A 12,475-nucleotide genomic window follows, 5' to 3' on the forward strand; every position below is an offset into this window, starting at 1 on the left:
GACACCAACGCCTGGTATGTGCTGGTGAACCGGAACAGCGGCAAGGCGTTGGACGTGTACAACCTGGCGACGAACGACGGGGCGCGGATCACGCAGTGGTCGCGGAACGACCAGGCGCAGCAGCAGTGGCAGTTCGTGGACTCGGGTGGCGGCTACTACCGGCTCAGATCCAGGCATTCGGGGAAGGTGCTTGACGTCTACGACTTCTCGACGGCCGATGGCGGCGGCATCGTCCAGTGGGCCGACAACAACACCGCCAACCAGCAGTTCCGGCTCGCCGACTCCGACGGCGGGTACGTACGGCTGATCAACCGCAACAGCGGCAGGGCCGTCGAGGTGCAGGGCGCGTCCACGAGCGACGGCGCGAACATCGTCCAGTACGCCGACTGGGGCGGCGCCAACCAACAGTGGCAACTCGTGCGCCTCGGCTGACGCGCCCGGCGACGGCCAGGTGGTGTTCCCGATTGCGTGGGCATGCGCGATCGGGAACACCGGGCTGGTGCGGGGAAGGCGCGGTCCGCCTTCCCCGCCGCCGTCACCGTCCGCCTGGTGACAGCACCGGCATCACCGGTACGGATAGCAACCGGAGCGCTGGCAACTGAAGGCGGATTCCCTCCCGGTGGTCACGCGCGCGGTCAGCGAGGTGTGGCCCTGACAAGAATTGGAGCGCTCCCATGTTGGATGGGGCGAGATACTCCGCGACTTCCGCGCCGCGGACCCCCGTGGCGGGACAGTCGCGCCGCTGGTCCCGGCGACGTCGCCGGCTGAGCACCATGATCGCGTTCATTGTGACCTCCCTCCTGGCAAGCCTGGTCACCGTCGTCGGAGCCGCGCCCGCCTCGGCGGCGACCGTTGACACCAACGCCTGGTATGTGCTGGTGAACCGGAACAGCGGCAAGGCGTTGGACGTGTACAACCTGGCGACGAACGACGGGGCGCGGATCACGCAGTGGTCGCGGAACGACCAGGCGCAGCAGCAGTGGCAGTTCGTGGACTCGGGTGGCGGCTACTACCGGCTCAGATCCAGGCATTCGGGGAAGGTGCTTGACGTCTACAACTTCTCGACGGCCGATGGCGGCGGCATCGTCCAGTGGGCCGACAACAACACCGCCAACCAGCAGTTCCGGCTCGCCGACTCCGACGGCGGGTACGTACGGCTGATCAACCGCAACAGTGGCAAGGCCGTCGAGGCGCAGGGCGCGTCCACGAGCGACGGCGCGACCATCGTCCAGTACGCCGACTGGGGCGGCGCCAACCAGCAGTGGCAACTCGTGCGCGTCGGGGGCGGCACCACCCCACCCGACTCGTCACTGCCCTCGTCCATGCGGTGGAGTTCGAGCGGTGTCCTGGCAGGCCCGAGGTCGGACGCCACGCACAACATCGTTTCCATCAAGGACTACTCGGTGGTCTGGCACAACAACCAGTGGCAGATCTACGCCACCACCGCCAGCCGGAGCGGAGGCTGGAACCTGGTGCACTTCGCGGCGCCCGACTGGTCGCAGATGGCCGGCGCGCAACACACGTTCCTCGACACCGCGTCCGGCGTCGGCACCGGGTACCGGGCCGCCCCCCACGTGTTCTACTTCGCGCCGCAGGGCCTGTGGTACCTGGTCTACCAGACCGGACTGCCCTCGTACTCGGTCAGCAGCGACCCCAGCAACCCGAGGTCGTGGTCGACGCCGCGCAACTTCATGAGCAGCGTGCCCGACATCGTCCGGCAGAACATGGGCAATGGGGCCTGGCTCGACTACTGGGTCATCTGCGACACGGCCAACTGCCACCTGTTCTCCAGCGACGACAACGGCCACATCTACCGGGCTCAGACCTCGGTGGCGAACTTCCCCAACGGCTTCGGGAACACCGTCATCGCCCTCCAGGACTCCAACCGCAACAACCTCTTCGAGGGCACCGCGGTCTACAAGCTCGGCGACAGCAACGAGTACCTGCTGCTCCAGGAGGCCATCGGCTCCAACGGCCGCCGCTGGTACCGGTCCTTCACCTCAAGCAGCATCAGCGGACCGTGGACCCCGCTGCACGGCACGGAGTCCAACCCCTTCGCCCGCTCCAACAACGTGACCTTCCCATCCGGAACCCCCGTCTGGACGCAGGACTTCAGCCACGGTGAGTTGCTGAGGGCGGGCAACGACCAGACCATGACCATCAACCCGTGTCGACTCCAGTTCCTCTACCAGGGACTTGACCCGAGCGCCGGCGGCGACTACAGCCAACTGCCCTGGCGCATGGGCCTGCTCACCCAGACCAACTCGCCCTGCTAAATCGACCAGCCAACACAGCCGCTTGACAACCTTCAGGGCCCCCGCGTGCGGTGCACGGCTGGGGGCCCTGTCTGCCATCGGTTCGGGGAGGAGGGCGTGACACTCGCCTGGCGAGACGGCTCCTGCGCGCGATCAGTCGTGGTTGGGAGGCGTCTCGTCCGACAACACCTGTTGTGCGATGGCGAAGGCCCGGTTCGCCGCGGGAACGCCGCAGTAGACGGCAGTTTGCAGCAGGAGCGCGGCCAGCTCGTCCTGGCTGAGGCCGTTTCCGCGAGCGGCTCGGACGTGCATGGCGAGTTCGTCCCAGTGCCCGTGGGCGGTCGGCGCGGTGAGCGTCACCAGGCTGCGTTCGCGTCTGCTCAGGGTGGGATCCGTCCAGACGTCGCCCCACGCGTACCGGGAGATGAACTCCTGGAAACGTGCGGTGAAGGGTGTGGTGGCGGTCTGGGCACGGTCCACGTGCGCGTCACCGAGAACGGCGCGGCGTACCGCCATGCCGTCTTGGCTGCCAGGCCCGAAGTGACCGCGCAGGGAGGCGAGTACGGCTTCGGGACGCTCGGCCGGCGTCAGATGGGCGGCATCGGGCAGCTCGGTGCCCCGAACAGCAGCGGCGGGCGAAATTCTCTTCGCCAATCAGGTGGCGGGATGCTGCCACGCCGGAGGGGTCCGTCAATGTCTCTGGGCTGTCGGCTGCCTGCTCCCTGCGGTGTGGCGGCGCCATCAGGCCTGGGCCGGACGTGCTGGGGGGAGGACCGTTCGCCGCGGGACAGGTGAGGGCGACAGCGTGATCGGGTGGTGTGTGTCCCGGCCCCTGGGTCTCAAGGGGCTCGTTCACGCGTGGACTGGTCGGCCGCCGGCGCCGGCTTCACGCCCACCGTGCCCGCCGGGGTCGGCCTGCTGGCGGGTCGGCACCAACTTCTCCATCAGCGCCGCCTTCTACACCGGATACGCCGCTCGGGAGCGCGGCCTGAGCCGCGAGCAGTACCGCACCATCACCCTCGGCGACACCATCCCCGGCATCGTCGCCCCGGGCCTCATGACCATCCTCGCCATCATCGTCGCGGCAGTGGCCGTCGACCGCGGCGGCACCGACTCCACCTCCCTCGCCCAACTCGCCGGCGTCCTGGAACCGGTCGCCGGCACCGCGGGCTCCAAGGTCTTCGCCCTCGGCTTCTTCGCCGCCGCCTTCTCCTCGGTGATCGCCGACGCCACCGCCGGCGGCACGCTCCTCGCCGACGGCATCGGCTGGGGCAACGCACTCGACAACCGCCGCGTGAAGGCGCTGATCTGCCTCGTCCTGACCTTCGGCCTCGCCGTCACCCTGATCAACGGCGGAAAGTCTCCCGAGCAACTGCTCAACACCGCCCAGGCGTTGACCGTCGTCTTCGCCCCCGTGCTCGGCGTGCTGCTATTCGTCCTGGCCAACAACGCCGAACTGATGGGCCCCGCCCCTGGCAGAACGCCCTGGGCGTCCTGGGACTCATCGCGATCCTCGCCACCTGCTACCGGCTCCTGACCGAGATCTTCTGAGACCACCCCCGGCCAGGTCGCCACCGCGCCACCGGTGCGGTGGCGACCTGGCGGCACATCAGCCTGTGACCAGGTCGAACGACTCCGTGGCGCCGATCGTCGTGGCGTTCGCGACCAGCGGCTGTGATCCGCCGTTCTGAGCGCTGACATACCGGGAGTTGACCTGCGCTCGCAGGCTGACGGAGCCGTCGGCGTTGTTCACCCGCTGGAAGGTCTCCCAGGCTCCCACGGCCGCGCGGTTGGCGATGAGCGGGTCGGCTCCCGCGTTCTCGGCGCACACGTACTGACTGTTGGCGTGGGAACGCAGGGCCACGGCGCCGGAACCGAGGTCGATCAGGTCGAACCGTTCCCAGGGGCCAATGGCGGTGCGGTTGGCGATGAGTTGACCGGTCCCGGCGTTCTCCGCGCAGACATACTGGTTGTTGGCTCGGGACTGGAGGCTGATCACCGAGCCGGCGGGGGGAGGAGCGAGCAGGGCCTCCCAGGTGGTCGTCGTGGTGCCGGAGGTGGCATCCGCGGGGAGGCGGTCGCGGGCGGCCGTGTCGCCGTACAGGCTCCAGCGCATCCAGTCCAGGTAGGTGGCGACGGTCTGGGTGTGGTTGTAGCCGCTCCAGATGTACTGGTCGTGCCCCGTGCCACGGTGGGTGAGAAACGCCTTGGGCGCCGGGAGTTCGGTGTACGCCTGGCGTGCGGAGGAGTACTGGCAGACGGGGTCCTGGTCGCCGTGAACGAACAGGACGTTGGCCGTGACCCGGCTGGACGGATTGCCCATGTCCACGCACGCGAAGGGCACGGCGGCGGCGACGCGCTCGTCCGGCCAGGCGGTGAGCAGGCCGTGGGTGGTCATGCCGCCGAGGGAGTGTCCGGCCACGCCGACGCCGACGGCCGTGTCCAGGTGCCCGGCGAGCGGGTCCCCCGCGGTCGTGTTGAGGGCGAGGGTACGGGTGATGACCTCAGAGACGTCCATGGACTGGTTGCCGTTGTAGACATCCTGGATGTTGCCCGGGGTGCCGGTCGAGGTGGTGGGGAAGACGGGAGCGGGGACGACGAAGCCGGCCTCGGCCAGCGGGCGGACCAGCGGCGCGTAGCTCTCCGGGTTGCCGCCGAGGCCGTGACTGAACTCCACGATGGGGAAGACGCCGCTCGCGACGGGGGCGTTGGGAACCGGGTTGCCACCCGGACTGCCGGTGGCCGGGTAGAAGATCCGGGTGGTCAGCCGGCGGCTACCGCGGCTCCAGGCATACTCCCGCACGCCGATGGCGAAGCGCTGGCTCGGTGCGTCCAGGAGCCTGGTGGCGGCCTGTGCCGGCGTGGCGCCGAGCAGAGAGGCGCCCATGCCGGCCGCGCTCAAACCAAGGAAGGTTCCCAGAACGGCGCGTCGTCGTAAGGACATGATGACTCCTCGTGAGAAGCGTGCGGAGGCTGCGTGAGGCGTGGACTCTGGACGCGCGCCCGGTCCCTCGGACATCCGGCGGTCGGGCCGCGTGGGGCAGTGGCCTCCGAGGTGGGATGACGTGAGACGAGGCTGGTTCGACATGTCAGACGTCGACCGAAACATCAGACAACTATGGATGGTAGGCAGGGAGCGGGAGGCGTCAACAGTCACGACGCGATTCGAGCATGATTCGCGAAAAGAGCTGGGTTGGCGGGCCAACCAGCGCGCGAAACGTCGGAGATGTTCACTATGCTCCCCGAGCATGCGACGAAGACGCGAACTGGTCGCAGGGGTTGACGGTGAAAGTGGGGGCTTCTACGGTTCCCTCGCCGTCGCATTGATCGGAGGCCTTCCTCGAATTCATTCGGAAGCCGGGGAGCAGCTCTGCCTACCCTGGGGTGGGAGCGCTCCCGTGGAAGATTGCCGATCCACGCCCTCATCGTCGATCACCCCATCCGACACAGGAGTCGCTGATGCCTCCGCAGACCAACCGCAGGCACTTCCTGGCCCTGTCCGCCGCCGCGGGCGTGGCCGCCGGTGCCGCTGGCGGCGCGTTGACCGCCTCGCCCGCGCAGGCCCAATCGATCAGCGGGGTCACGTCCGACCGGCCGCTGGCCGAGCACCCCCTGCGCCTGTGGTACACCAGCCCGGCCACCGAATGGCTGCGGGCGCTGCCGATCGGCAACGGCCGCCTTGGCGCCATGGTGTTCGGCGGCGTGCAGAGTGAGCAGCTCCAGTTGAACGAGGACACCGTCTGGGGCGGCGGACCCTACGACCCGGCCGATCCCGACGGCCTGGCCAACCTCCCGGAGATCAGACGCCGGGTCTTCAACAACGAGTGGTCCGCCGCCCAGTCGCTCATCGACAGCCAGTTCATGGGCACGCCGCGAGGACAGATGCCCTACCAGACGGTCGGCAACCTGCGCCTGAACTTCTCCTCGGGCGGGAGCGCGACCAACTACCACCGTGAACTCGACCTCACCACCGCGATCGCCCTGACGCGCTACACCCGTGACGGGGTGGCGTACACCCGCGAGGTGTTCGCGAGCGCCGCGGACCAGGTGATCGTGGTTCGGCTCACGGCCGGCACGGCCGGCAGGATCTCGTTCTCCGCCACCTTCGACAGCCCGCAGTCCAGCAGCCGTCACTCGCTGGACCAGCTCACGGTCGGCCTGGACGGGGCGGGCGAGACCGTCGACGGGCTCGCCGGCCGGGTCCGGTTCCGGGCCCTGGCCACGGCTCGCGCCACGGGTGGGTCGGTGCGCAGCTCGGGCGGCACCCTGACCGTGACCAACGCGGACGCCGTGACCCTGCTGATCTCCATCGGCACCAACTACACCAGTTACGCCGACCTGACGGGCGACCAGAACGCCCGCGCCCTCTCCCCGCTGTCGGCGGCGGCCAGCCGCGCCTACGACGACCTGCGGTCGCGTCACGTAGCCGACTACCAGCGCTTCTTCGACCGGACCAGTCTCGACCTGGGGTCGACGTCGGCGGTCGACCTGCCAACCGACCAGCGGGTGGCCAACTTCGCCGGCGGCAACGATCCGCAGCTGGTCACCCTGTTCTTCCAGTTCGGTCGCTACCTGCTGATCTCGTGTTCCCGGCCCGGTTCCCAGCCGGCCAACCTCCAGGGCATCTGGAACGACGCGTTGCGCCCGCCGTGGAGCTCGAAGTACACGATCAACATCAACACCGAGATGAACTACTGGCCGGCCGGTCCCGCCAACCTCGTCGAGTTGATGGAGCCGGTCCTGAGGATGGTGGACGACCTGGCCGTCACCGGGGCGCGTACGGCTCGGACACAGTACGGCGCCGGTGGCTGGGTGTGCCATCACAACACCGACGGCTGGCGCGGCACCGCGCCCGTCGACGGGGCGCTGTGGGGCATGTGGCAGACCGGTGGCGCCTGGTTGGCCCTGCACATCTGGGAGCACTACCGCTTCACCGGTGACCTGACCGCGTTGCGAGCCCGCTATCCCGCTCTCAGGGGGGCCGCGCAGTTCTTCGTCGACTCCCTCGTGCAGGACCCGGGGACCGGGTTCATGGTGACCAACCCCTCGAACTCGCCGGAGAACTCCCATCACTCGGGCGTCTCCGTGTGTGCCGGTCCCACCATGGACATGCAGATCATCCGGGATCTCTTCCAGGCCGTCGCCGACGCCTCGACGCTGCTGGGCACCGACGCGGACTTCCGTATTCGGGTCCTGTCACTGCGCGACCGCCTCGCGCCGACCAGGGTGGGCGCGCAGGGACAGGTCCAGGAGTGGCAGGCGGACTGGGACGCCGGCGCCCCCGAGCAGACCCACCGGCACGTCTCCCATCTCTACGGGCTGCACCCGAGCAACCAGATCACCGTTCGTGGCACCCCGTCGTTGGCCCAGGCGGCGCGCGTCACGTTGGAGCGGCGGGGCGACGCCGGCACCGGCTGGTCGCTGGCCTGGAAGATCAACTTCTGGGCCAGGCTGGAGGACGGCAGCCGCTCCTACGAACTGTTGCGCGACCAGCTCACCCCGGACCGCACCGCCCCCAACCTGTTCTGCCTGCACCCGCCGTTCCAGATCGATGGCAACTTCGGCGCCACGGCCGGGATCACCGAATGGCTCCTGCACTCCCACGCCGGCGAGGTGCACCTCCTGCCCGCCCTCCCACCGGCCCTGCCCGCCGGGCAGGTCACCGGTCTGCTCGCCAGGGGCGGCCACACCGTCGATATGACCTGGGCGGGTGGTCTGATCACCCAGGCCATCCTGCGTCCCCGCGCCGCCGGCGCGGTCCGAGTCCGCACCGGCGTCCCGGTGGACGTGACCGCCGGCGGCCAGTGGGTGACCGTGCAACGGCCGGAGCCCACCGTCGTGTCGTTCACCGCCGCCGCGGGCACCACCTATCAGCTCACCCCCCGCGCCACGACGGTGGTCAGCCTGCGCTCCCGCGCCAACTACCAGTACGTGTGCGCGGAGGACGGCGGCGCCTCGGCGCTGATCGCCAACCGGACGGCCATCGGGCAGTGGGAGCGGTTCGACCTGATCGACCTGGGCGGTGGCAACGTCGCGCTGCGGTCCCACGCCAACTACCAGTACGTGTGCGCGGAGGACGGCGGCGCCTCGGCGCTGATCGCCAACCGGACCGCCATCGGGGCCTGGGAGACCTTCCAGCGGATCAACAACGCCAACGGCACCGTCAGCCTGCGCGCCCAGGCCAACAACCAGTACGTGTGCGCCGACAACGCGGGTGCCGCCGCGCTCATCGCCAACAAGACCGCGATCGGCACCGCGGAGTCGTTCGACCTCGTCACCGGCTGACCGGCCCCGCGTGTCCCGGTGATCGGGCCAGGGAACCCTGGCCCGATCACCAAGAGAGCCGCGCATCAAAGGGGGGCGGTGAACACACGTGCCTGGATCGTGTTCCTCGACGAGTCAGGAGTGTCGCTGCTGCCTCAGGTCCGCCGCACCTACGCGCCCCGCGGCCGCACTCCACTGCTGCGGTATCGGCTGAACTGGAAGCGCGCCTCGATGGCCGCGGCTCTCGGTTACCACGCCACCGATCCCGACCGTGGTCCCCGTCTGTGTTTCCACCTCAAGCCCGGCAGCTACGACACCACCGCTCTCATCGAGGTCCTCAAACAGCTCAAGGTGTTCTACCGCGAGGAGCGGGTCGTGCTGGTCTGGGACGGACTGTCCGCCCACTGGAGCCGCGCCATGCGCGCCTGGGCCGCCGATCAGGACTGGCTCACCCTCGAGCGGTTACCCGCCTACGCACCCGAGCTCAATCCGGTGGAACCGCTGTGGTCATCCCTCAAGAAACGCGAACTCGCCAACCTCGCCGGCGACCACCTCGCCGATGTCGCCGACGCCACCGAACAAGGCATCCACCGCATCAACCAGAACCACCAACTGCCATGGTCCTTCCTCACCCACACCGGGTTGACCGTCCACCCACCACCCCCACAGAACTAACGAAAAGATCAGTAGTGCCGTATCAGGCAACGTTTGCCTCGTCCTGTGGCCCGGCGGGCGCGGTTGTGACCTGGGGTGCTCCCGCATGCGGCCATGAGTCGGCAGCCGGTGGGCATGGACGAGTTGGTCGAGCACTGGACCGTGCTCGATGACGAGCTGGAGCTCGTTGCGGGGAAACGAGGCGGGACGCGGCTGGGCTTCGCGCTGCTGCTGAAGCACTACACGCGGCACGGACGGAACGTGGTGGAGTCCTGGAACGCGGCGCATGCGGTGATCTACTACGGCAAGGGCGGTGAGATCTCCACCAACCGGCGTGAAGAGGTCGAGATGGCCGCGCTGTGCCTGCGCATCCTCCAGGCATCGCTGGTGTACATCAACACCCTTATGCTCCAGGACGTCCTCACTGAGCCCCGGTGGTCCGACCTGCTCACCCCGGCCGACCGGCGCGGCCTGACCCCGCTCTTCTGGACCCACGTCCGCCCCTACGGCGAGGTCAAGCCGGACATGCGCTCCCGTCCGGAGATCGGCGGCACCGACCTGGGCGGGCTGGGCTGAACGGGGGCGCCCGCGTCTCGTTCCTGCCGCTGGTGTCAGCCCTCGCCGCTGGGCTCCCCGCCACAAAACAGCTCCCGGCCGATGAGGAGGAACGCTGACGTTCCCCAAGGTCTCAGTCGCGACGAAGGTGGCGGACAACTGGCGTCACCTGGCCTCCGTCGCCCGCGCCTACTTCCGCAACCCGACCTGAAGGCGGACGCTTTGCGCTCAGTAGTACGTCGGCGAGGGGCCCGGGTGCGTGGTGCCCGGAATCTTCCCGGCAGGCGACACTTAGTGCCACGATGTCCGCGTGAACTCTTCAAACTTCACAGGTGCGTCGCAGGCTTGGGCGGCACTGGGTGCCAATTCTTCTCTGCTTGACCGGGTGTCCTACAGCGGTCCGTCCGGGGGACTGCCGGCGCGGCTGCCCGTTATGGAACTGGCACGGGCCACCGTCGCGGTGTGCTCGCTCGCGGCCGCCGAGCTGACTTCCGTACGCACGGGGCGGCCCGTGCCCCAGGTGCGGGTCGACGACGAGTCAGTCGCGACGGCGTTCCTCAGCGACCGACTGGTGCGGGTCGACGGGCAAGCGTGGTCGACCTTCGCACCGTTGTCCCGGTTCTGGCGGGCGGCCGATGGATGGGTCCGTACGCACGCCAACTACCCGCACCATCGGGCCCGGTTGCTCGCCGCTCTCGGGGTGCCGGGGAACATCGGCGAGGAGGCGGTGGACGCCGTGGCCGAGGCGATCGCGGGGCATACCGCGCTGGAGCTGGAGGAGACCGTGTACGCGGCGGGCGGTCTCGCCGTCGCGACACGCAGCCCCGAGGAATGGGCCAAGAGCACGCAGGGGGCCCTGGTCGCGGGGCAGCCGCTGCTGACGACGACGCGCGTCGACGACGCCCCGGGCCGGGTGCTCGGTGATGCCGCGCTGCCGTGCGCGGGGCTGCGCGTCCTGGATTTGACCCGAGTGCTCGCCGGGCCGGTCGCCACCCGAACGCTGGCGCTGCTCGGCGCGGACGTGCTGCGGATCGACGCCCCACATCTGCCGGAGAGTCAGGAGGCCCACAACGACACGGGCATGGGGAAACGCTCGACCACCGTGGACCTGGGTGACGCCACCGGCCGCCGGGTCTTCGAGGAACTGCTCGACGAGGCGGACGTGGTGGTCACCGGTTACCGGCCGGGCGCGCTGGACCGGTTCGGGCTGACGCCCGAGGCGCTCGCCGGGCGTCGTCCGGGGCTCGTGATAGCCCAGCTGTCCGCGTGGGGCCATTACGGGCCGTGGCACGGGCGGCGCGGCTTCGACAGCCTGGTCCAGGTGGCCACCGGCATCGCCGAGCTCGAGGGCTCGTCGGACTCGCCCGGCGCGCTGCCCGCCCAAGCGCTCGACCACGGTACCGGCTATCTGCTGGCGGCCGGGGTGCTGCGCGCGCTCACCGAGCAGCACCGCACGGGCGGTACCCGGCTGGTCCGCCTGGCCCTGACGCAGACCGCGCACTGGCTGGTCCACGTCCTGCCCCCCGCTCCGGGTGAGGAGGACGGCTTCGACGCTGGGCGCCGAGTGACCGAGACCGACAGCCCTATGGGCCGGCTGCGGTACGCGCTGCCGCCGGTGTCGTACGAGGGAGGCCCGGTGAACTGGGCACGCCCGCCGGGTCTGTGGGGTACGGACGCCCCGGTGTGGGGGGGCGGTGCTTAACGAAGCTCCAGGGCGGTGCGCCCGTCAGACACATGCGGCCGTGTCACGGTCCGCCGGGAGTCGGACGGCCATGTCGCCGAGTACGCCCCGCGTGCCGCCGCCAGCCGGTCACCACCGGGCACAGGTATCGGCATGTAAGTCCCCGAAGCCGCCAGTGGTTGATCTTCAGTGCTTGCGGCGGGCGGCTGGGGTGCGGGAGGCGACGACCTGGGCGACTGCGGTGACGCCGGGCGTGTGACGTCCCAGGGGCCGCTCGGAGGCGTTGCGGGAGCGGGCCAGCAGTATCGGTGTGACTCCTGGCTCTGCCACGGAGGGACGAAGCGTGTTTCATAGGTGGTCGCTCGTGAAACACCCGGCCTCCCAGTGGTCCACCTGCGGCGAACGCTCCCATGAAACAGTCCGGGTCGTGAACGACGACTTCAAGCGCGTGGAATCGCACGACTGCCCGATGTCCACCTGCGCCGCCCCTGCGGGCTCCCCGTGCCGGACCGGCAAGGGCAGGGTGGCCATCCAGTACCACACCGCCCGCTTCCGCCTCGTGCCCCAACTCGCCAAGGCGCTGAGCGTGCCGACTCCCGCCGTGCGCAAGCCGGGCTCGGCCTGGATCGAGCTGCCCCGCCCGCGGACCACCGGCACCGAACCAGGCGGGCACGTCCATCTCGGCTACGCCCGCGCGTCCACCGCCCGCCAGTCGCTCGACTCCCAGCTCGACGCCCTCGCGGCGGCCGGGGTCACCCGGGTCTTCTCGGAGAAGATCTCCACCCGCGCCACCAAACGTCCGGAGCTGGAGAAGGCGGTCACCCTCGCCCGCGAGATCCGGGCCTCCGGCGTCGCCGTGACCCTCGTCGTGCACGAGCACAAGCGCCTCGGCCGCGGCATCGACCTCGCCACCCTCGCTGAGGAGCTGCGCGCCAGCGACGTCGGGGGGGCGGCGTAGTCGGCGACAGCGACCTCCACGCGCGGCGGGAGCGAGTTGGCTGGCAACTTCCGCCTGGTCATCGCCACGACGTCCACGCCGTCCCGGCCCGCGAGTAGCTGGATCACC

At 69.6% G+C, this 12,475-nt stretch carries 9 protein-coding genes and 2 pseudogenes; 8 read left to right on the top strand and 3 right to left on the bottom strand.

What is annotated here, in order from left to right; genetic code table 11:
- Positions 1-429, top strand: a pseudogene (locus E1265_RS24060) (RICIN domain-containing protein); the annotation flags it as partial.
- A 344-nt stretch (positions 430-773) separates the two neighbouring features.
- Positions 774-2,276 (top strand): non-reducing end alpha-L-arabinofuranosidase family hydrolase, encoded by a 1,503-nt coding sequence (locus tag E1265_RS24065; RefSeq protein WP_132933089.1) that lies wholly within the window; start codon positions 774-776, stop codon positions 2,274-2,276.
- A gap of 132 nt (positions 2,277-2,408) precedes the next feature.
- Here E1265_RS24065 and pcaC read toward each other — a convergent pair.
- A pseudogene (gene pcaC, locus E1265_RS24070) lies at positions 2,409-2,870 on the bottom strand (4-carboxymuconolactone decarboxylase); the annotation flags it as partial.
- A gap of 205 nt (positions 2,871-3,075) precedes the next feature.
- Between pcaC and E1265_RS24075 the strand changes: the two are divergent.
- The gene (locus E1265_RS24075) at positions 3,076-3,792 is read left to right on the top strand and encodes a divalent metal cation transporter (protein WP_207931186.1); all 717 of its coding nucleotides are present in this window, start codon (positions 3,076-3,078) and stop codon (positions 3,790-3,792) included.
- Positions 3,793-3,864: 72 nt separating this feature from the next.
- On the opposite strand, the gene E1265_RS24080 is transcribed toward E1265_RS24075, so the two are convergent.
- Positions 3,865-5,199: an alpha/beta hydrolase gene (locus E1265_RS24080; RefSeq protein WP_207931187.1), complete on the bottom strand. Its 1,335-nt coding sequence runs from the start codon at positions 5,197-5,199 to the stop codon at positions 3,865-3,867.
- 515 nt (positions 5,200-5,714) lie between these two features.
- Here E1265_RS24080 and E1265_RS24085 point away from each other — a divergent pair.
- From E1265_RS24085 to E1265_RS24100, 4 genes are all read left to right on the top strand, one after another.
- Entirely contained in the window at positions 5,715-8,540 is a 2,826-nt protein-coding gene (locus E1265_RS24085; protein WP_132933091.1) for a glycoside hydrolase N-terminal domain-containing protein, read from the top strand.
- A 78-nt stretch (positions 8,541-8,618) separates the two neighbouring features.
- Entirely contained in the window at positions 8,619-9,194 is a 576-nt protein-coding gene (locus E1265_RS24090) for a transposase (RefSeq protein ID WP_132933092.1), read from the top strand.
- Positions 9,195-9,287: 93 nt separating this feature from the next.
- Complete coding sequence (locus E1265_RS24095) at positions 9,288-9,749, top strand: Tn3 family transposase (RefSeq protein WP_132933093.1); 462 nt, start codon at positions 9,288-9,290, stop codon at positions 9,747-9,749.
- 289 nt (positions 9,750-10,038) lie between these two features.
- Positions 10,039-11,430 (top strand): CoA transferase, encoded by a 1,392-nt coding sequence (locus tag E1265_RS24100; RefSeq protein ID WP_132933094.1) that lies wholly within the window; start codon positions 10,039-10,041, stop codon positions 11,428-11,430.
- Between the two features lie 165 nt (positions 11,431-11,595).
- Here E1265_RS24100 and E1265_RS24105 read toward each other — a convergent pair whose 3' ends face one another.
- Positions 11,596-11,739, bottom strand: coding sequence for a PmrA (locus tag E1265_RS24105; protein WP_243741070.1), 144 nt, complete (start codon positions 11,737-11,739; stop codon positions 11,596-11,598).
- A gap of 97 nt (positions 11,740-11,836) precedes the next feature.
- Between E1265_RS24105 and E1265_RS24110 the strand changes: the two genes are divergently transcribed.
- On the top strand, positions 11,837-12,367 hold the full coding sequence (locus E1265_RS24110) for a recombinase family protein (protein ID WP_243741071.1): 531 nt from the start codon (positions 11,837-11,839) through the stop codon (positions 12,365-12,367).
- Positions 12,368-12,475: the final 108 nt, after the last annotated feature.

Source organism: Streptomyces sp. 8K308, assembly GCF_004348315.1.
In the GTDB taxonomy this organism is placed as follows: domain Bacteria; phylum Actinomycetota; class Actinomycetes; order Streptomycetales; family Streptomycetaceae; genus Streptomyces.

Bases quoted from the DNA above. Each gene is read 5' to 3' on its own strand.
- E1265_RS24065 (WP_132933089.1), top strand. From the start codon at position 774: ATGATCGCGTTCATTGTGACCTCCCTCCTGGCAAGCCTGGTCACCGTC.
- E1265_RS24080 (WP_207931187.1), bottom strand. From the start codon at position 5,199: ATGTCCTTACGACGACGCGCCGTTCTGGGAACCTTCCTTGGTTTGAGC.
- E1265_RS24085 (WP_132933091.1), top strand. From the start codon at position 5,715: ATGCCTCCGCAGACCAACCGCAGGCACTTCCTGGCCCTGTCCGCCGCC.
- E1265_RS24095 (WP_132933093.1), top strand. From the start codon at position 9,288: ATGAGTCGGCAGCCGGTGGGCATGGACGAGTTGGTCGAGCACTGGACC.